Genomic DNA, 19,947 nt, shown 5'->3' on the forward strand with positions numbered 1-19,947 from the left:
CGATCAATCGACCGAGGTTTCGCGGCTCGCACGGCGGCGCTCGTGCTCCTTCAAATGACGCTTGCGCAGGCGGATGGACTGCGGCGTCACTTCCACGAGCTCGTCGTCGTCGATGAATTCGACCGCGTACTCGAGCGAGAGCTGAATCGGCGGAACGAGCCGAACCGCTTCGTCCGTACCGGATGCCCGCACGTTCGTAAGCTGCTTGCCCTTGATCGGATTGACCACGAGATCGTTGTCGCGGCTGTGGATGCCGATGATCATGCCCTCGTACAGTGCATCGCCGGGCTTCACGAACATACGGCCCCGGTCCTGCAGCTTCCAGAGTGCGTAGGCCACGGCGGCGCCATCGTCTTGCGAGATCAGCACACCGTTGCGCCGCTCGCCGAGCGAGCCTTCCTTGACGGGTGCATATTCGTCGAACACATGACTCATGAGTCCCGTGCCGCGCGTGAGCGTCATGAACTCGCCCTGAAAGCCGATCAATCCTCGCGCCGGAATCCGGTATTCGAGGCGCGTGCGGCCGCGCCCGTCGGATGCCATATCGAGCAGCTCGCCCTTGCGCCGGCCAAGCTCTTCCATGACCCCGCCCTGGTGCGAATCTTCCAGGTCGACCGTCAGCAGCTCGTACGGCTCGTGCTTCACGCCATCCACCTCATGCAGGACGACGCGCGGACGCGATACGGCGAGCTCGTAGCCTTCGCGGCGCATATTCTCGACGAGGATCGTCAAATGCAGCTCCCCGCGGCCCGACACTTCGAACACTGTTTCGTCGCCCGTGTCGCGCACGCGCAACGCTACGTTATGGTTGAGCTCGCGCATCAGTCGATCGCGAATCTGCCGGCTCGTGACGAATTTGCCTTCCTTGCCCGCCAGCGGCGACGAATTCACGAGGAAGTTCATCGTCAGCGTCGGTTCGTCCACGGTGATCATCGGTAGCGCTTCGGGCGCCTCGGGCGAGCAGATCGTCGCGCCGATGCCGATGTCCTCGATGCCGTTGATGAGCACGATGTCGCCGGCCTCGGCCTCTTCCACCTGAACGCGCTCCAGCCCATGGAACGACAGGACCTGGTTGATCTTTCGATTCAGGATCTCCCCCTCGGGGCCGAAGCGCACGACGACGGGCTGCCCGGGCTTCACACGCCCGCGCGTGATGCGCCCCACGCCGATCCGGCCCACGTAGGTGGAATAGTCGAGCGAGGTGATCTGCAGCTGCAGCGGCGCGTCCGGATCGGCCGGGCGCACGGGCACGTGCGCAAGAATCGCCTCGAACAGCGGCCGCATGTCGCCTTCGCGCGCAGCCGAATCGAGCGAAGCGTATCCGTTCAGACCCGACGCATAGACGATCGGAAAGTCGAGCTGCTCTTCGGTCGCGCCCAGCTTGTCGAACAGATCGAACGTTTGATTGATGACCCAATCGATACGCGCACCGGGCCGGTCGATCTTGTTGACGACGACGATCGGCTTCAATCCGAGCGCCAGCGCCTTTTTCGTCACGAACCGCGTTTGCGGCATCGGGCCTTCCACGGCATCCACGAGCAGCAACACGGAATCGACCATCGACAACACGCGTTCGACCTCGCCGCCGAAGTCGGCGTGCCCGGGGGTGTCGACGATGTTGACGTGCGTCCCTTCGTATTCGACGGCACAGTTCTTTGCCAGGATCGTGATGCCGCGTTCGCGCTCGATGTCGTTCGAGTCCATGACGCGCTCCGCGATCTGCTGATTTTCACGGAAGGTGCCCGACTGACGAAGCAGTTGATCGACGAGCGTGGTCTTGCCGTGATCGACGTGGGCAATGATGGCGATGTTGCGTAGGGCGCGAGTCATAAGGAATCTGAGCGGTTTGGGGCGGCGGCTTCATGCCCGAGGTAATCAAAAATTATAGCACGTCGGTGTGACGCAAGCCCCACTGGCAGGCGGGGCCAGAGCACGCGGCGCGTGAATCGGGCGCTTCGCCCGCCAACTGGCCGACGTGTGTTCGCGCTCGGTGGCATGATGAGCGCCCGCGCGATGAGCCGCTCCCACACAAGAAGGTTGCATAGGCAGCTTTTGGCGACTAGAATCATGCCTAGTCAACTATTGCATGCTCACCCAGATCATGACCCAACCGCCCGATCAGCTTCTTGCAGAACTGCGCGAATTCGAGCTCGACGAGGTGGTCGGGTATTTGCTCGCCCGGGCGAAGTCGAGCATGTCGAACCTGGTCTCGCAGCGCACGATGAAAGAGCTGGGCATCACGAGCACGCAAGGCAGCATTCTTTTCATGATCGGTTCAGGGCGCTGCCAGCTTGCGGCGGAGCTCGCGCGGCACTACGGGATCGATGCAAGCGCCGTGACGCGGCTCATCGACCGGCTCGAAAAGCGCAAGCTGCTCCGGCGGGTGCGCAGCAGCGAGGACAGGCGGGCCGTGCTGCTCGAGCTGACGGCCGAGGGCTACGAAATGGCCGCACACATTCCGGGCGTGTTCTGCGACGTAGTCGACCGGGCGCTCAGCGGTTTTACACCCGAAGAAGTCGGCTTCCTCAAAAGCATGTTGAGGCGCATTCTGGCGAATACCTGCGAATCGGTGGACGAGACGCCTCGTTAGCCGCGCCGCGCAAAGTTCGGATTTCGCAGGAATCGTTCGCGTCCGCGAGCACTGCTTCATCGGTGTGATGGCAAGTAATCTCCATCCGGAACCCATAACAACAAGTTGCGATGTCCATCATTTCATTCGAGTCGAAAGGCGATGCAATGAACTCTCCAACCGTGCCGTCCCATGTTGTCGCGCCCGCGAGCGCCATTGCCGCGGCATTGACCGCGCTCGTCCTCGCCGGTTGCGTCAGCTATGCCGGCATCAAGAGCGACAAAACACCTGCCAGCGCCGCCAGCTTCGAGGCCGCGCAAAGTCTGCCGGCTCAAAGCGGCCAGTGGCCCTCGCTCGATTGGGCCAATCAATTCGGCGATGCTCAATTGCCGAAGCTCATCGACGAAGCGCTAGACGGCAATCCGACGATCGCACAGGCTCAGGCGCGCCTCGCCAAAGCCCAGTCCTACATCGAGACCTCGCGCGCGGGCCTGATGCCGAAAGTCGAAGGCAGCTATTCGATCACGCGCGAGCGATTCACCGAAAACGGTCTCTATCCTCCGCCGTTGGCGGGCAACTGGGTGACCGAGCACAATGCGCTCGCGAGCGCCTCGTGGGACCTCGATCTCTGGGGCAAGAACCGCGCACGCCTCGCATCGGCGCTTTCGCAGCAAAAGGCCGCGCAGGCCGACATCCAGCTCGCGCGCATCACGCTCGCCTCTTCGGTCGCACGTACCTACAACCAGCTCGCACAGCTTTACGCGATACGTGACATTACGGCACGCGAAATCGCCAATCGCCAGGAAGTCAGCGCGATCACGAACGGGCGCGTCGTAGCCGGTCTCGATACCAGTGTCGAAAAGCAGACCGCACTCGGCAACATCGCCTCCACCCAGACGACGCTGTCCGATCTCGACGGGCAAATCACCGCTCTGCGCTATCAGCTCGCCGCGCTGCTCGGCAAGGGGCCCGACCGCGGGCTGCAGATCGCTCAGCCGGCGCTGTCGGCCGGCGGCGCGGTGACACTCCCCGATAACCTGCCGGCCGATCTCGTTTCGCGCCGTCCGGATCTCGTCGCGGCGCGCTGGCAGGTCGACGCGGCACTGCACGATGTGAAAGAGGCCAAGGCCGAATTCTTTCCGGACATCAATCTGGCCGCGGCAGCGGGTCTGGACTCTTTCGGCTGGAGCCGGTTCCTGACGGCCGGCAGCCGCCAATTGCAGGCCGGGCCCGCGATTCACCTGCCGATCTTCGATGCCGGCGCCCTGCGCGCCCAATTGAAGGGGCGGTACGCCGATTTCGATCTCGACGTCGCGAATTACAACCAGACGCTGATCAACGCCCTGTCGGACGTGGCCACGCAGGTGTCGTCGATTCGCGCGATCGACCGTCAGATGAATGACGCGCAACGGGCGCTGGACGCATCGAGCGAAGCTTATCGGCTGGCCGTGATCCGCTATAAGGCAGGACTCTCGCCACAATTGCAGGTGCTCACGGCCGACATCAACCGGCTCAACGCCGAGCAAACGGTGACGAATCTCAAGATGCGCCGGCGGGATCTGCAATTTGCGCTCATCAAGGCGCTCGGCGGCGGATTCGACGCAAACACCGTCGGGCTCGGCGAGCCGGCGCCGCAGGTGCCGGGACAGGCGCGAAGTGCGGCGGCGCCGTCGAGCTGATGAAGGCATGATCCAGGCACGGCACCGATCGACGCGCCACGAGCCGACGAACATTCGAAGACAGAAACCCGAGAACCGGAGAGCATTTCCATGAGCGAGACTCAACAATCCGCCGCGAACGTTCAGACGCCGGCGAACGGAAAGCGCAAGCGGCTGATGGCACTGCTTGTCGGCGTGATCCTCATCGCGGCCATCGCGTACGGCGTCTACTATTTCCTCGTCGCGCGTTTTCACGAGGAAACGGACGATGCCTATGTCAACGGCAACGTCGTGCAGATCACCCCGCAGGTGACGGGCACCGTCATCGCGGTGAATGCCGACGATACGCAAACGGTCAAGGCGGGCGACCCGCTGGTCGTGCTCGACGGCGCGGACGCCCGTGTCACGCTCGCGCAGGCCGAGGCGAATCTCGCGCAAACGGTGCGTCAGGTTCGCGGCCTTTTCGCCAACAACGATCAGTACCAGGCGCAAATCGCACAACGCCAGTCCGATCTGTCGCGCGCGCAAGACGATCTGCGGCGACGTATGGCCGTCGCGCAAACAGGTGCGGTCTCGCAGGAGGAAATCTCGCATGCGCGCGATGCAGTGAAAAGCGCACAAGCAAGCCTCGACGCCGCCGAACAGCAACTCGCGTCGAACCGCGCGCTGACCTCGAATACCACCATCGCAACGCATCCGAATGTGCTCGCCGCAGCCGCGCGAGTGCGCGATGCCTATCTGAACAATGCACGCAACACCCTGCCGGCACCTGTCACCGGCTACGTGGCGAAGCGTTCGGTGCAAGTGGGGCAGCGCGTCTCGCCCGGCACGCCGCTCATGGCGATCGTGCCGCTCGAGGCCGTCTGGGTCGACGCAAACTTCAAGGAAGTGCAAATCAAGCATATGCGCATCGGCCAGCCGGTCGAACTGACCGCGGACGTCTACGGCTCGTCGGTCGTCTACCACGGCAAGGTCGTGGGCTTCTCCGCGGGTACCGGTTCCGCGTTTTCGCTGCTGCCCGCGCAGAATGCCACGGGCAACTGGATCAAAGTCGTACAACGTCTGCCCGTTCGGATCGAACTCGATCCGAAGGAACTGCACGCGCATCCGCTGCGCATCGGCCTGTCCATGCAAGCCGACGTCGACATCAAGAACGACAACGGCAGCCAGTTGGGCAACGCCCAAAACACCGTCTATCAGACGAACGTATTCGACAAGTACGGCGCAGACGCGGACGCGGAGATCGCTCGCATCATCGCGCAAAACGCGGGCTCGGATGCAGCGGCGGGCGTGGCCCGGCAAAAGCCGCCGGCATCCCACGGGACGCGCGGTGCGCAAGTCGCGAGTGGCGCGGCAAAGCTGATGTAAACAAGCAGCCCAACGTTTCCCGTTTCGAGGCATTTACGCAATGGCCCAATCCGCAGCCGCTCCGCATCCGCCGCTCACCGGCGCGAAGCTCGTTATCGGCACGGTCGCCGTGTCGCTCGCGGTGTTCATGAACGTGCTCGACAGCTCGATCGCGAACGTGTCGATCCCGACGATCTCGGGCGATCTTGGCGTCTCATCGGACCAGGGGACGTGGGTCATCACCTCGTTCGCCGTCGCCAATGCCATCTCCGTGCCGCTGACGGGCTGGCTGACCGACCGCATCGGCCAGGTTCGCCTCTTTCTCGCATCGATCGTGCTGTTCGTGCTGTCTTCCTGGATGTGCGGCCTGTCTCCGACGCTGCCGTTGCTGCTCTTCTCGCGGGTCATCCAGGGCGCGGTCGCCGGGCCGATGATTCCGCTCTCGCAAACGCTGCTGCTGGCGAGCTATCCTCGTTCCAAAGCTCCGCTCGCGCTTGCCATGTGGGCGATGACCACGTTGATTGCGCCGGTGGCCGGCCCGATTCTGGGCGGGTGGATCTCGGACAATATCTCGTGGCCGTGGATCTTTTACGTCAACATCCCGGTCGGCATCGTCGCGGCAGTGGCAACGTGGGCGATCTTCCGCACGCGCGACTCGGCGATCAAGAAGGCACCGATCGACACCGTCGGCCTCAGCCTGCTCGTGATCTGGGTCGGCTCGCTGCAAGTCATGCTCGACCAGGGCAAGGATCTGGACTGGTTCTCGTCGACGACGATCGTGATACTCGCGCTCATCGCCCTGATCGGCTTCGCGTTCTTCGTGGTCTGGGAGTTGACCGCCGAGCATCCCGTCGTCGACCTATCGCTGTTCAAGAAGCGCAACTTCACGGGCGGTACCGTCGCACTGTCGGTCGGCTATGGGCTTTATTTTGGGAACCTGGTCCTTCTGCCGCTCTGGCTGCAAACGGATATCGGCTACACCGCGACCGATGCGGGTCTCGTCATGGCGCCTGTCGGGGTCTTCGCGATTCTGCTCTCGCCGTTGACCGGCAAGTTCTTGCCACGAACCGATCCCCGCAAGATCGCCACGGCCGCGTTTCTCGTATTCGCGCTTTGCTTCTGGATGCGCTCGCGCTATACGACCGGTGTCGACACCTGGTCGCTCATGCTGCCGACGCTCGTGCAAGGCATCGGCATGGCGGGCTTCTTCATTCCGCTCGTGTCGATCACGCTGTCCGGCCTGCCCGGCAATCGCATCGCGGCCGCATCGGGCCTGTCCAATTTCGTGCGGATCATGTGCGGCGGGATCGGCACCTCGATCTTCACGACGGCCTGGGATCATCGCACGACGTTCCACCACGCGCAGTTGACCGAGCGCGCGAGCGCGTTCGATCCGACGTTCACGCAAGCGATGTCACAGATGGGCTCCGCGACCGGCCTCGACGCGACGCAACGATATGGGCTCTTCGATCGCATGGTGACGCAGCAGGCCGCCCAACTCGGCGTCAACGACCTGTTCTACATCTCGGCGGTGATCTTCGTGGTGTTGATCGGGCTCATCTGGATTACGCGCCCCGAACGATCGGGCGGCGGGGATTCGAGCGCAGCGGCATCGGCCGCGCATTGATCGAGCCTTTCTCAGCTTTTCTCATCACAATTGAGAATTCTCAAAGTACGTGAGAAAGCATGATGCAAAAGCATGGAGCGCCTTATAAATCGAGAAAGGATCTCCCAGGCTCCACCGCTCCGACGCTGAAGAAAACCCTCGACGTCCGCCTTACCCGCCAACGACGAGCCGTTCCGGCGCAAGCACGCCGTCCCCAGCACGTGCTACGCCAAGCAAAGCCCCATCGCTTTCACGGTATACCCGCACGCGAACGCTGCCCTCGCTGCTTTCCTGCACCGTCGGCGCGCTCAGTTCCGCCAGGCGGATGCGCTGTCCTTGCTGAAACCTGCGCGCGAGCTCGTGCCCGAGCTGCACGGGTGCGAACGTGGACAGCAACGCGTCGACGGGCTGCAGCATCGCATCGCGCGCGGGCATATCCATATCGGAAAGTGCATCGAGCGTGACCGCATGTTCCAGAGTCAATGCGCCCACCCCCGTGCGCCGTAACGCGACGAGGTGCGCGCCGCAGCGAAGCGCCGCACCGATATCCTCGGCCAGCGTGCGAATGTAAGTGCCCTTGCTGCAGGTGACGCGAAAGGTCACGTCCGGCAATACGCAGCCGGTCACCTCGAGACAGCGGATGGTCACCGCGCGACCCTCGCGCTCCACGGTCTGCCCAGCTCGCGCGTACTCATAAAGCGGTTTGCCGTCGCGCTTCAGTGCCGAGTACATGGGAGGTACTTGAATGATTTCGCCGACAAAGCGCCGGCATGCCGCTTCGACCTCTGAGCGCTCGACCCGCACCGCCGCCGTCTCGAGCACCTCGCCCTCGGCGTCGCCCGTCGAGGTACGAATGCCGAGCCGCATCGTAGCCTCGTAGGTCTTGTCGGCATCGAGCAGATCCTGCGAAAACTTCGTGGCCTCGCCGAAACAAAGCGGCAACAGCCCCGAAGCGAGCGGATCGAGCGTCCCCGTATGACCGGCCTTTTTCGCAAGATACAGGCGCTTCGCGCTCATCAGCGCGTCATTACTCGACAGCCCGAGCGGCTTGTCGAGCAGCAACACCCCATCGAGCACGCGACGCGGCACCCGGGGCCTTTGATTTTGATTCATCGGACAGTTGCAAAAAGAGCGGACATACACCGGGACCTCAGTCGGGACTCAATCGTCCTTGGCCCGGCTGGCGTTAGCCTCGTCAATCAGGCGCGACATCTCGACGGCCTGTTCGATGGTCTTGTCGAAGTGAAAGTGCAGCGTGGGCACCGTATGAATGTGCAGCCGCTTGAACAGCAGATTGTGAAGATGGCCTGCCGCGTGGTTCAGTGCGCGCTCGGTTGCCTGAGCGTCGCCCGTCAGCGTCGTGAAATAGACCTTCGCATGCGCGTAGTCGGGCGTGAGCTCGACGCTTTGAATCGTCACGAGCCCGATGCGCGGATCCTTCACCTCGCGCATGATGAGTTCCGACAGATCGCGCTGGATCTGATCGGCAATCTGCACGTTGCGGTTAGGAGAACTACGTTTCTTCGACATGGCGAAAATTCCTGATGCAAACTTTGCGGGCCGAAAGGCCACACAACCGTTCTTGCGGCCATCGTTCGAACAAAGGGCCGCCCAAAAAAACAACGGGCGGGACAGGCTCGTCGCCCGCCCCGCCCCGAGCCGCGCACGTGGCGCTTACAGCGTACGCGCGACTTCGGTGACCTCGAACACTTCGAACTGATCGCCTTCGACGATATCGTTGAAGTTCTTGACCGACATACCGCACTCGAAGCCCTGCTTCACTTCCTTGACGTCGTCCTTGAAGCGCTTCAGGGAATCGAGTTCGCCGGTGTGGATGACCACGTTGTTGCGCAGCACGCGCACCGACGACGAACGCTTCACGACACCGTCCGTCACCATACAGCCGGCCACCGCGCCGACCTTCGGCACGCGGAACACCTGCCGCACTTCGACCATGCCCGTGATGACCTCGCGCTTCTCCGGCGACAACATGCCCGACATCGCAGCCTTCACTTCATCCACAGCGTCATAGATGATGTTGTAGTAGCGAATATCGATGCCGTTGGTCTCCGCCAGCTTGCGGGCCTGGGCATCGGCCCGCGTATTGAAGCCGATGATGACCGCTTTCGACGCCGTGGCCAGATTGACATCCGACTCGCTGATGCCGCCCACCGCGCCGTGCACGATCTGCACGCGCACTTCGTCGGTCGAAAGCTTTTGCAGCGACTGCACGAGCGCTTCTTGCGAACCCTGCACGTCGGCCTTGACGATGAGCGGCAGGTTCTTGACCTCGCCCTCGCCCATTTGCTCGAGCATGCTTTCGAGCTTCGCGGCCTGCTGCTTGGCCAGCTTCACATCGCGGAACTTGCCCTGACGGAACAGCGCGATTTCGCGTGCCTTGCGTTCGTCCTGAAGCACCATGACTTCTTCGCCAGCGGCAGGCACTTCCGACAAGCCCTGGATTTCGACCGGGATCGACGGGCCGGCCGATTTCGTCGCCTTGCTCGTTTCGTCGAGCATTGCGCGAACGCGGCCATAGGCGCTGCCCGCGAGCACGACGTCGCCGCGCGAGAGCGTACCCGATTGCACGAGCACGGTCGCAACCGGGCCCTTGCCCTTGTCGAGCTTCGCTTCGATCACGAGTCCCTTCGCAGGCGCATCCACCGGTGCGGTCAATTCGAGCACCTCGGCCTGCAGCAGCACGTTTTCGAGCAGATCGTCGATACCCGCGCCCGTCTTGGCCGACACCGGCACGAACGGCGAATCGCCACCGTACTCTTCCGGCACGACGCCTTCGGCCACGAGCTCTTGCTTCACGCGCTCGGGGTTCGCTTCCGGCTTGTCGATCTTGTTGATCGCGACGACGATCGGTACACCGCCCGCCTTCGCGTGCGCAATGGCTTCCTTCGTCTGCGGCATTACGCCGTCGTCGGCAGCCACGACGAGAATCACGATATCGGTGGCTTTCGCGCCACGTGCCCGCATGGCCGTGAACGCTTCGTGGCCCGGCGTATCGAGGAACGTAATGACGCCGCGCGGCGTTTCGACGTGATAAGCGCCGATGTGCTGCGTGATGCCGCCCGCTTCACCCGCCGCCACCTTGGCGCGCCGGATGTAGTCGAGCAACGACGTCTTGCCGTGGTCGACGTGGCCCATGACCGTGACGACCGGCGGACGCGGCAGTTGCTCGGCGTCGTTCGCCTCTCCTTCGACGAGCAACGCCTCGGGATCGTCGAGCTTCGCTGCCACGGCACGATGTCCGAGCTCTTCGACGACGATCATCGCCGTTTCCTGATCGAGCATCTGGTTGATCGTGACCATCTGGCCGAGCTTCATCATTATCTTGATGACTTCCGATGCCTTGACGGACATCTTGTGCGCGAGGTCGGCAACGGTGATCGTCTCCGGAACGTGCACTTCGCGCACGATCGGCTCCGTCGGTGCCTGGAAGTTGGCGGCCGCATCCTGGTGCTTGCCGCGGCCCTTCGGACCGCCGCGCCAGCCGCGATCGACACCGCCGCTCGAATCGCCGCGCGTCTTGATGCCGCGACGCTTCGCGGCGTCGTCCTGCCAGCCCGCTTTGCCGCCAGGCTTTTTCTTGTCGGCGGAGGGAGCCGCCGGGGTCGTGCTCGGCGCGGCCGCGGGTGCCGCCTTGCGCGCGGCCGGACGGGCCGCCTCGCCCGGCGGGCGCGCGGGCTTGTGCAACGTGCCCTTCGCTTCGGCGGTCTTGACGGCAGGCTCGGCCGGCTTCGCGGGCGCGGGCTCCGGGGCCTTTACCTGCGCCTTGCGCGGCGTATTCATCATCTCGCGAATCGCGCGCGCTTCGGCCTCGGCCGCCTGGCGGCGCTTGGCGATTTCCTCCTGCTCGGCGCGGGCCTTCTCGGCTGCCTCGCGCGCAGCGTCTTCGGCCTTCTTGGCCGCTTCACGCTGTGCGGCGCGCTCGGCGGCGGCTCGCTCGTCCTCGCTCGCACCACGCTCGGCCTGCTCGCGCGCAGCGACTTCGGCACGCTTCGCCGTAGCCTCTTCCTCGGCGCGGCGACGCTCCGCCTCGGCGGCTTGCTCGCGCGCCTGGCGGTCCGCTTCCTCGCGCTCGAGACGTTCTTGCCGCTCCTTGAGTTCCTGCGCCTGCTTCTCGAGCAGCTCGGCCTCCCGGCGTGCCTCTTCCTCGCGCCGCTGCAGCTCGGCGCTTTCGGCGTCGACCACCTGCCCCGCCGCTTCGGCAGCCGCTTCGCCGGCTTCGTCGCGCTTCACGAACACGCGCTTTTTGCGCACTTCGACCTGAATGGTGCGAGCCTTGCCCGTCGCGTCGGACTGTTTGATTTCCGACGTATGCCGGCGCGTCAGCGTGATCTTGCGCTTGTCCGCGTCCGCCGAGCCGTGCGCTTTGCGCAAGTGGTCGAGCAAACGTGCCTTGTCCGATTCGGACAGCGCATCGTCCTCACTCGCTTTTTGGACGCCCGCCGCCTGGAGCTGCTCGAGCAGCACCCCGGCAGGCATTTTCAGTTCCGCGGCAAATTGGGCTACGTTGTTACTCGCCATTCATTCCTCTTAATGCAAGGACCGATTCCTTGCGGTTAGCATCGGGTCGTGCGACCGGCGCGTGCTAAATCTATCGCCGTCGCGATCGTTTCAGTGCGTCATGGTATTCACTCACTGGAACCAGTGTTCACGTGCTTTCATGATCAACGCTTTCGCGGCTTCCTCTTCCATTCCAATCAATTCGACCAATTCGTCCACGGCCAGCTCGGCAAGCTCGTCGCGCGTCTGTATTTGATGCGCGGCCAGCTTCGCGAGCAAGTCGGAATCGACTCCGTCGAGGCTCTTCAGATCGAGCGAGGCGTTTTCGACTTTCTCTTCGTTCGCGATGGCCATCGTCAACAGCGCATCGCGTGCGCGGTTGCGCAGCTCGTGAACGGTGTCTTCGTCGAACGCCTCGATCTCGAGCATTTCGTTGAGCGGCACATAGGCGATCTCTTCGAGGCTCGTGAAGCCCTCGTCGATCAAAATGTCGGCCACTTCCTCGTCGACGTCCAGCCGCGCCATGAACAGGTCGCGCAATACGCCCCGCTCCTGGTTCTGCTTCTGCGCGGATTCGTCCGGCGTCATGATGTTGATCTGCCAGCCGGTCAGCTCGCTCGCGAGCCGCACGTTCTGGCCGCTGCGGCCGATCGCGACCGCGAGCTCGTTTTCGTCCACGACGACGTCCATCGAATGTTTTTCTTCATCGACGACGATCGACTGGACCGCTGCCGGCGCGAGCGCACCGATCACGAACTGGGCGGGATCCTCCGACCATAGCACGATGTCGACGTTCTCGCCACCGAGCTCGTTGCGCACCGCCTGCACGCGCGAGCCGCGGATGCCGACGCAGGTGCCGATCGGATCGATCCGCTTGTCGTAGGCGATGACGCCGATCTTCGCCCGCACGCCGGGATCCCGCGCGGCGGCCTTGATTTCGAGCAGGCCCTGCTCGATTTCCGGCACTTCCATTTCGAACAGCTTCATCAGGAACTCGGGCGCGGTGCGCGAGAGCTCGATCTGCGGCCCGCGAGCCGTGCGATCGACCTTCGCGATATAGGCGCGCACGCGGTCGCCCACGCGCAAGTTCTCTTTCGGAATCAGTTGATCGCGGCGCAACAGCGCTTCCACGCGCCCCGATTCGACGATGAAGTTGCCCTTGTCGAGCCGCTTGACCGTCCCCGTCATGATCTTTTCCCCACGCTCGAGGAAATCGTTCAGGATCTGCTCGCGCTCGGCATCGCGCACCTTTTGCAGGATGACCTGCTTCGCGGCCTGTGCGCCGATGCGGCCGAACTCGATCGACGGGATCGGCTCTTCGATGTATTCGTCGATTTCGATGTCGGGCTGCTCTTCGCGCGCCTCGAAAAGCAGGATTTCCTGATCCGGCTCTTGCAGACCGGCCTCGTCCGGCACGACGCGCCACCGGCGATACGTTTCGTGCTCACCCGATTCACGATCGATGTGCACGCGAATATCGACGTCTTCTTCGAAGAGCTTCTTGGTTGCCGAAGCAAGGGCGGCTTCGAGCGCAGCGAACACGACATCCTTGTTGACGTTCTTCTCGCGCGCCAGCGCATCCACCAGCATCAATACTTCGCGACTCATTGTTTCCGGCTCCTAAAATCAACGTGCGGGACGAGGCGCGCGCGGTCCATATCCGCAAGCGTAAAGTCGAGCATCGCGGCGCCTTCTTTCCCAACAAATTCCAAACCGATCGTTTCCCCGTTCGGCGCATGGAGAATGCCCCGGTACGTCTTGCGTCCGTCCAACGGTTTTTTCAGCGTAACGACCGCCTCGCTCCCCGCGAATCGCACGAAATCGGCCAATTTCTTCAGCGGACGGTCGAGCCCAGGCGACGACACTTCGAGCCGCTCGTAATCGATATTTTCAACCGTCAAAACGTGCTGGAGCTGACGAGTGACCTTTTCACAGTCCTCGATCGCGATACCGGAGGGCTGATCGATATAGACACAAAGCATGCCGCGCCCGGTACGCTCGAGATCGACCAACTCGTAGCCCATGCCCGAGACCGTGGTTTCTATCAGTTCCGTCAGTTGCACAAGTGCCCTCTAAGATATTCGCGCGCGACGCGAACATCTTGCGGGCCGCGCGCCTGGCCGGCGCACGGAAGGTCAGTGCAACCCGAGATGCTGAACCGCAACGGCAAAAAAAAATGGGCTGAACGCCCATCTTCTTCTTACCGGTGGTCGCACCTGAGCCGCACGAAAAAGCCGCACGCCCAGCGACTTCGACATTCTAGCATTTTTCAAGAGCACGTGCCAAGCACGCGCTCTTTCGAACGACGCCTTTCTCGAATGCGGACCGCTGGCCGTTACCGGCCCCGCGCCCGATTGCGCGGCATTCCGCGCGGCCCGTTGGCGCTCCCGCCCGGGCGATTGCCGCCGCCCGCAGGCCGGTTGCCGCCGGGGCCGCCACCACCGCCGCCCGGGCCGCGCTTGGCACCACCGGCAGGCAACGCGCGGTTGCCATCCACGTCGCCACGTGCGCGTTGCGGCCCGCTCTTGCCCCGGTTTGCGCCCGGACGCCCGCCGAAACCGCCAGGCGCATCGCCGAATCCGCCGCCCGGACCGCGCCGGCCCGGACCGCGGCCCGGCTGCTCGAAGCGGCCGTGCGCCGTCAGCACCGGCTCGCGGCTGATGAAGCCCATCGACGTTTGCATCGGATCCGGTTGGCGACGTTCCTGCGTCGCGCGGCGCGCACCCTTGTCTTCGACCGGCGCCTTCAGCCCGACCGCACTCATGAGGCTGCGCACCTGATTTTCTTCGAGCTCCTCCCAGCGGCCGCGGCGCAACCCGCGAGGCAGCGAGATCGGGCCATGCCGCGTGCGAATCAGACGGCTCACCATGAGGCCGACCGCTTCGAACATCCGGCGCACTTCTCGATTGCGCCCTTCCGCGAGCGCAACGTGATACCAGTGGTTCGTCCCTTCGCCGCCGCCGTCCCGAATCCGCAGGAAGTTGGCTGGACCGTCTTCGAGTTCGACGCCGTGGAGCAGCTTTTGCCGCGCCCCTTCGCCCAGCTCTCCGACTACCCGAACGGCGTACTCGCGTTCGACGCTATAGCGCGGGTGCATGAACCGGTTGGCCAGATCGCCCGACGTCGTGAGCAGCAACAGCCCTTCGGTGTTGAAGTCGAGCCGGCCGACAGCCAGCCATTTCGCCGTTTTCATCGGCGGCAGCTTGTCGAAGACCGACGCCCGGCCCTCGGGATCGGCATGGCTCACGATCTCCCCGGCTGGCTTGTGGTAGACGAGCACGCGCGGCGGCTTCGTCTGCACGCGTCGCTTGACCGGCTTTCCATTGATCCTGACCTGGTCCGTCGGCATGATGCGCTGACCGATATGGGCCGGCTCGCCGTTCACCGATACACGCCCGGCAACGATGAGTTCTTCCATTTCGCGGCGCGAACCCATGCCGGCTTCAGCCAGCACCTTGTGCAGCTTCGGCGCATCGTCATCGGGCGACAGCACCCGCTTTTGGGGTGCCTCGCGGCCGCGGCGCAGCATCGGCGCACGAACGCCGGCCGTCGAGCCGTTGTCCGCATCGAACGCCGGCGACGTCACGTACGAGAACAGGTCGTCGGACCCTCCTGTCGCTGCCGCGCCGGGCGCATCGCCACGCGGTTCCTCGGCGCGCTTGCCCTCGCCTGCCGGACGGCCGGAGCCGGGGCCCGGGCCCGGGCCGCGCTCGCGGCGCCCGCCAGCGGGCTTGCGCGGCGGCTTCCCGCCCGCGCTTCGTTTTTGATCCCGGTGCGGGGGCGCGGCGTCGAGCGCGTCGCCTCCTGGCGCAGCGAGCTCGGCCGGCGCATCCGGCTCCGATTGCGCCGCTGGATCGCCTTTGGTCTTGGCCGCCGCACGACGCCGCGCGATGAGACTGCGCGGCCCGCGGCGCAGACCGCGCCTCGGGCGCTCCTCGCCGCCGGCATCCGCCGCCTGGGGCTCTCGCTCGTTGGAGCCGTCGGGTGCCTCTTGCGCGCCCAATGTCTGTTCGCGGCCCGCAGCGTCAATAGCGTGCCCGGACGCGGACAAATCGGTGTCGTGGGTATCTGTCAAAACAACCTCGAATGTCAGAGGGCTCGCACTCGTCGCGAGTGCGGCAAAAATTCGGTTAATTCAGGCACGGCGCGAGGCCGCTTCGTGGTTGGCGAACGGGTCGTCGTCGACGCCATTCACCGAATCGTTTTCGTCATGTTCCGAAGGTGCAGCGGGCGACTCGATCGCACGCAGCGCAGGCGCGGGCACCGCGGCCACCGGCGCTTCGCCGTCGCCTTCATTCGCTTGCCGTGGCGCGTCGCCGATATCCTCCGCGCATAAATCGTGCTCCGCGGCGTCGCCCGCGCGCACCGCCTCCGCCGGCTCGTCGTCCGCCGCGGCATCGGCCCCGCCGGCGACCTGCGCCTCGTCAGTCTTGCCGGCTTCGTCGAATTCCTGGCTCGCCGACTCGGGAAACTCGATTGCGTGCTGAGCGAGCGGCGTTCCATCGAGCTGGGCAGCTGGATCTTCGAGCGGCGGCAGCTCGTCGAGCGCCTTCAAACCGAGATCGTCGAGAAATTGCTTGGTCGTCGCATAGAGCGCGGGCCGCCCGGGAACGTCGCGGTGACCGATGACCTCGATCCAGTTGCGGTCCTCGAGCTGTTTGACCACTTGCGTATTGACCGTGACGCCGCGAATCTCCTCGATGTCGCCACGCGTGACGGGCTGCCGATACGCGATGATCGCGAGCGTCTCGAGCACCGCTCGCGAATACTTCGGCGGCTTTTCGGGATGCAGGCGGTCCAGAAAATTGCGCATCGCCGGCTTGCTTTGGAAGCGCCACCCCGACGCCAGCGCGACGAGTTCGACGCCGCGACCGGACCACTCGCTTCTCAAATCCTCGAGCAACGCACGGACTGTGTCCGCCGACAGGCCATCGGCGAAGAGCTTGCGCAACTCGCCGAGCTTCAGCGGTTCTTGCGCGCAAATCAAAGCAGTCTCGAGGACGATCTTCGCCTCTTGGGTATTCATGCAGCTAGGCCAGACCCTGTGTGGTCAAACGAACCGGATCAATCAGACGATGTTGGAACAGAAGACGCGCTCGCCCGATTTTGATCGGTCATATTGATGGGAGCACGGACCGGGGGGCGGCGAATCGGACAGCTATCGAGCCAAGCCCAGCCGGACAAAGCGGCGGCCTTCCGAAGATGGCGCCGCGTGATTGAACGTCATCTTACGCAAAAAGGTTCGGTGCGTAAACGGGCAACCGAGCAACAGGGCCCACAACTGCCCCGCGCGCGTTTGCAGACGACCCGAAAACGAGCCTGGACGACAAGCCGCTCTGCCCAGCTGAATCGACCTGCTTCCTCGATGCGTTCGATTCGAGCCGAAAGTCGCTGCGCACTGCCGGGTTCGCATCCCGCGCCCGGTCCCGCGACGGATGCTGCAGGTGCAAAAGCGCCCGTATGGCGCTGGGGTGCAAGTCGACCGTCGGGCGGCGGGCCAATTTTGCGCATCGCAATATTCGGGCGCCCACGCACCCCCGGCGCGCCGTACTGCACTGGATTGGTGATTGTCCCGATTTTCCCCGGCGGGGATTTGGCGTCTTATACGCCCCTAGCTGATCCCCCGACAGGCCCGCCGCCACGCGCCTCGCGGCGCCCGTCGACCCGCGTGGCACGCTTGTTGCATTGATCGGGCCGCCGAAGCCGGTACGGCGCGCTCGATAGCTTGATTGGCGAGCGCGGCCACAGCCGGCGCACTCGGCACTCGTTTTATCGGGTGTTTCGAGCGTGCGCAGCACGGGGCGGCGCACCGGGTCAGTTTCGCTGAGGTGAGGACATGATGCTGTTCGACGATTTGAGAGATAACGAATGGGCGCTGGTGGAAGCGTTGTTCTGCGCGGAACCCGCACGCAGTGAACGGCGCGGACGCCCTCGCGTGGAAGCACGCGCAGTCGTCAACGCGGTGCTCTGGGTGCTGTCCACGGGCGAAGGCTGGTCGAAGCTTCCGGGCCGCTATCCTTCTCCGCCGACTTGCCGGCGCCGCTTCGACGAATGGCAAGCAGACGGCACACTCGCTGAAATCGTCAAGCGCCTGTCGACCTGCGGACGGCAGATTTCGCTGCGCGGACGTATCGGCGCCTCCACTGTCAAACCGCCCGCGCCGCCCAGCCGCGACCGCCTGCGCGGCGCATTCTGGACCAATCCTGAATCCTGGCGCGCGCCGGTGAAGATGGCCTGATCGGCGCGTACGCGAGCGGGCGCGCCTGCGGCCAAACGCAGGCGAAACATCCATTTACCAATATTTACAGCGCGCTTTCGCGGCCCCGCGTACCTTGCCGGTATGCAGACAAGCCTTTTGCGCGGCCTGCCCGCGAACGTCCTGCTGAAGTGCATACCGTTGCTACTGGGCAGCATGATCGTCCCGCTCGTTATCGCGGCGATCATACCGGTGGGAGACGGCGGTGTACGCAGCAGGGGCGCCCGCGCTCAGCCGCATCCCCCACCGAGCGCGTCGACGACCGTTCCCATGCCGGTTGACGTGCCGCGTGGCGATTTGCGCAGCGACATCGTCCGCAATGCGCGGTCGCACCCCGAGGTATCGAGCCCACCGCCCCCACCGCGCCCACGTAACGTTCGCGATCAGCATTGATTCGGTGTTGGAGGGCGTGATAACGACAGCGAAGGGAACCGTGCGCGTTCGCCGCGGTCCGAGTGAATGCCATGAGCACATCGTGGCAGCAGAAATACACCGGTAGCCCGTATCCTTGCGATACGGGCTTTTTTTGCCGGCTTTCGCCCGCGTTACGGCGCTAACGTGCGACGTCGACTGCGACGGCCATCTTGAATACGTAGTCGTCGGCGCGGCGCGCATCCCAATCGAGGGCGCGCTCCTCGCGGGCGAGACGCGTGAATTCGGCGCGCCCCTTGTCGGTGAGAACGGCAATATCAACCGGCGCATGAAAGCCAGCGCCAGGGGCGACGGTACGCTGACGCACCGTCTCCATCAAGCCGAGTCCTCGCAGATATTCGAAAACACCCGGGCGCCTGGCCCATGGAACCTGACGGTATTGGACCCGCCTTAGCGCTTCGAGCACCGCTTCATTTGAAAACGTGGCCATCTCGACTCTTTTTCAAATCCGGCCATCGCACAGTTCATGCCTGAGCATGCACCGCACGGCAAGGCCGCACTGGGTGCGGTTTGCCGATTCGGGAGCGATGGTCCGGAACATCCGGCGTCGCCGTATCATCGATACTGTCCGTGATTTACGAGCCCCATTTGGGGGGCGGCGCCCCATGACATCGGCGTCGCCGATGCGCCGCGGCTGGATCAACCGCCAGCTCACTCGTGGATCCCGAACCCATACGTTACCGCATTCGAATTGATCATATTCACTTTATTCGCGCTTTTTTTTGCAGTTTTCGTACTGTGGCGCCGCGCACGCCTCGCCCTCGGCCCGTCCGCCATCCTTCTGTTGTGGCTGCTCGCCGCCGGGTGGCTCGCGGCGCCTTTGCTCAACGCCGTTCAGGCACGCGCGCCCGACTCATCTCCCATCCGATTCGGTTCACGCACGGTCATCGTGCTGCTGGGAAGCGGTACGGAGTACGACGCCCGCGGCCGGCTCATACCCAAGAAGGACGCCTCGGCTCGCATCGCGAAAGCCGCGTCGGTATACGCCCAATGCAAAGCGGAAGTGCCGCACGGCGATTGCCGTGTCCTCGTGAGCGGCGGCAATCCCCAGCGACATGAGGCGAGTGAAGCCGATACCTATGCGCCGTATCTGCTGCGCTCGAATGTCGCGCGTGCAGACCTCGTACTCGAAAACGCGAGCCGCAATACCTACGAGAATGCCAAGTACGTGGCACGTATGCTGCGCGATCGACATTACGATTCGTTGATACTCGTCACGTCGGCTTACCAGATGCCCCGCGCGCTGCTCGATTTCGACCGCTTCGGGCTCCCGGTACAACCGGTCGTTTCCAACGCGCGCGAAGTGCGATGCGGCGCGCTGCCCCGCTTGTCGAACCTGGTCAATGCCAATATCGCGCTGCACGAGCTGATCGGCATCGCCCAATTCCATGTTTACCGGGCCTTGGGGTGGTTTTGATAAAGGCCACTACAATGGAAGCAATGCGGCAATCGGATGTAACGACATGTAACGGAGCGTCTCTTTTGCCTTACAAAGGAGTCTGGCTCCGAATATGCTCGCTAGAATGCAGTGTCCCGAGAACGGGCAGGATCTCGACCATCA

Annotated in this window: 14 protein-coding genes and 1 pseudogene; 6 read left to right on the top strand and 9 right to left on the bottom strand. The window is 63.9% G+C overall.

From position 1 onward, the window contains the following. Positions 1-3 precede the first annotated feature (3 nt). On the bottom strand, positions 4-1,830 hold the full coding sequence (gene typA, locus ACR9ZC_RS18850; RefSeq protein ID WP_481581459.1) for a translational GTPase TypA: 1,827 nt from the start codon (positions 1,828-1,830) through the stop codon (positions 4-6). A 271-nt stretch (positions 1,831-2,101) separates the two neighbouring features. Here typA and ACR9ZC_RS18855 point away from each other — a divergent pair, with 271 nt between their 5' ends. The 4 genes from ACR9ZC_RS18855 (at position 2,102) to ACR9ZC_RS18870 (ending at position 7,201) form a co-directional block, all read left to right on the top strand. After that, entirely contained in the window at positions 2,102-2,590 is a 489-nt protein-coding gene (locus ACR9ZC_RS18855; protein ID WP_481582716.1) for a MarR family winged helix-turn-helix transcriptional regulator, read from the top strand. Between the two features lie 146 nt (positions 2,591-2,736). Continuing rightward, positions 2,737-4,248: an efflux transporter outer membrane subunit gene (locus ACR9ZC_RS18860; RefSeq protein WP_481581460.1), complete on the top strand. Its 1,512-nt coding sequence runs from the start codon at positions 2,737-2,739 to the stop codon at positions 4,246-4,248. A gap of 90 nt (positions 4,249-4,338) precedes the next feature. Further along, the gene (locus ACR9ZC_RS18865; RefSeq protein WP_331565866.1) at positions 4,339-5,595 is read left to right on the top strand and encodes an EmrA/EmrK family multidrug efflux transporter periplasmic adaptor subunit; all 1,257 of its coding nucleotides are present in this window, start codon (positions 4,339-4,341) and stop codon (positions 5,593-5,595) included. 40 nt (positions 5,596-5,635) lie between these two features. After that, positions 5,636-7,201, top strand: coding sequence for a DHA2 family efflux MFS transporter permease subunit (locus ACR9ZC_RS18870; protein WP_481581461.1), 1,566 nt, complete (start codon positions 5,636-5,638; stop codon positions 7,199-7,201). Positions 7,202-7,351: 150 nt separating this feature from the next. On the opposite strand, the gene truB is transcribed toward ACR9ZC_RS18870, so the two are convergent. From truB to scpB, 7 genes are all read right to left on the bottom strand, one after another. After that, positions 7,352-8,293, bottom strand: coding sequence for a tRNA pseudouridine(55) synthase TruB (truB, locus tag ACR9ZC_RS18875; protein ID WP_481581462.1), 942 nt, complete (start codon positions 8,291-8,293; stop codon positions 7,352-7,354). 48 nt (positions 8,294-8,341) lie between these two features. Then, complete coding sequence (gene rbfA / locus ACR9ZC_RS18880; RefSeq protein WP_331565860.1) at positions 8,342-8,710, bottom strand: 30S ribosome-binding factor RbfA; 369 nt, start codon at positions 8,708-8,710, stop codon at positions 8,342-8,344. 144 nt (positions 8,711-8,854) lie between these two features. Then, complete coding sequence (infB, locus tag ACR9ZC_RS18885; protein WP_481581463.1) at positions 8,855-11,719, bottom strand: translation initiation factor IF-2; 2,865 nt, start codon at positions 11,717-11,719, stop codon at positions 8,855-8,857. Between the two features lie 111 nt (positions 11,720-11,830). Then, a complete protein-coding gene (gene nusA / locus ACR9ZC_RS18890) occupies positions 11,831-13,306 on the bottom strand; it encodes a transcription termination factor NusA (protein ID WP_331565856.1) in 1,476 nt (491 codons plus the stop codon). Further along, positions 13,303-13,761 carry a ribosome maturation factor RimP gene (gene rimP / locus ACR9ZC_RS18895; protein WP_173256186.1) on the bottom strand — a complete coding sequence of 153 codons (459 nt, stop codon included), beginning with the start codon at positions 13,759-13,761 and terminating at the stop codon, positions 13,303-13,305. The genes nusA and rimP overlap by 4 nt, the downstream gene beginning before the upstream one ends. 272 nt (positions 13,762-14,033) lie before the next feature. After that, positions 14,034-15,773, bottom strand: coding sequence for a 23S rRNA pseudouridine(2605) synthase RluB (gene rluB, locus ACR9ZC_RS18900; RefSeq protein ID WP_481581464.1), 1,740 nt, complete (start codon positions 15,771-15,773; stop codon positions 14,034-14,036). 60 nt (positions 15,774-15,833) lie between these two features. Then, positions 15,834-16,724, bottom strand: a complete 891-nt coding sequence (scpB, locus tag ACR9ZC_RS18905; RefSeq protein ID WP_481581465.1) for an SMC-Scp complex subunit ScpB — start codon at positions 16,722-16,724, stop codon at positions 15,834-15,836. Between the two features lie 813 nt (positions 16,725-17,537). Between scpB and ACR9ZC_RS18910 the strand changes: the two are divergent. Next, positions 17,538-17,933: pseudogene (locus ACR9ZC_RS18910) on the top strand (transposase); the annotation flags it as partial. A gap of 574 nt (positions 17,934-18,507) precedes the next feature. Here the strand turns inward: ACR9ZC_RS18910 and ACR9ZC_RS18915 are convergent. Continuing rightward, the gene (locus tag ACR9ZC_RS18915; RefSeq protein WP_173256190.1) at positions 18,508-18,816 is read right to left on the bottom strand and encodes a hypothetical protein; all 309 of its coding nucleotides are present in this window, start codon (positions 18,814-18,816) and stop codon (positions 18,508-18,510) included. 261 nt (positions 18,817-19,077) lie between these two features. Here ACR9ZC_RS18915 and ACR9ZC_RS18920 point away from each other — a divergent pair, with 261 nt between their 5' ends. Continuing rightward, positions 19,078-19,803, top strand: coding sequence for a YdcF family protein (locus tag ACR9ZC_RS18920; RefSeq protein ID WP_481581466.1), 726 nt, complete (start codon positions 19,078-19,080; stop codon positions 19,801-19,803). The last annotated feature ends 144 nt before the right edge of the window (positions 19,804-19,947 follow it).

It is taken from the genome of Trinickia sp. HAY1-2D, assembly GCF_056754935.1.

Coding starts and splice junctions, on each gene's coding strand:
- infB (WP_481581463.1), bottom strand. CDS start 11,719: ATGGCGAGTAACAACGTAGCCCAATTTGCCGCGGAACTGAAAATGCCT.
- ACR9ZC_RS18915 (WP_173256190.1), bottom strand. CDS start 18,816: ATGGCCACGTTTTCAAATGAAGCGGTGCTCGAAGCGCTAAGGCGGGTC.
- truB (WP_481581462.1), bottom strand. CDS start 8,293: ATGAATCAAAATCAAAGGCCCCGGGTGCCGCGTCGCGTGCTCGATGGG.
- ACR9ZC_RS18865 (WP_331565866.1), top strand. CDS start 4,339: ATGAGCGAGACTCAACAATCCGCCGCGAACGTTCAGACGCCGGCGAAC.
- rbfA (WP_331565860.1), bottom strand. CDS start 8,710: ATGTCGAAGAAACGTAGTTCTCCTAACCGCAACGTGCAGATTGCCGAT.
- ACR9ZC_RS18855 (WP_481582716.1), top strand. CDS start 2,102: ATGACCCAACCGCCCGATCAGCTTCTTGCAGAACTGCGCGAATTCGAG.
- scpB (WP_481581465.1), bottom strand. CDS start 16,724: ATGAATACCCAAGAGGCGAAGATCGTCCTCGAGACTGCTTTGATTTGC.
- nusA (WP_331565856.1), bottom strand. CDS start 13,306: ATGAGTCGCGAAGTATTGATGCTGGTGGATGCGCTGGCGCGCGAGAAG.
- typA (WP_481581459.1), bottom strand. CDS start 1,830: ATGACTCGCGCCCTACGCAACATCGCCATCATTGCCCACGTCGATCAC.
- ACR9ZC_RS18870 (WP_481581461.1), top strand. CDS start 5,636: ATGGCCCAATCCGCAGCCGCTCCGCATCCGCCGCTCACCGGCGCGAAG.
- ACR9ZC_RS18860 (WP_481581460.1), top strand. CDS start 2,737: ATGAACTCTCCAACCGTGCCGTCCCATGTTGTCGCGCCCGCGAGCGCC.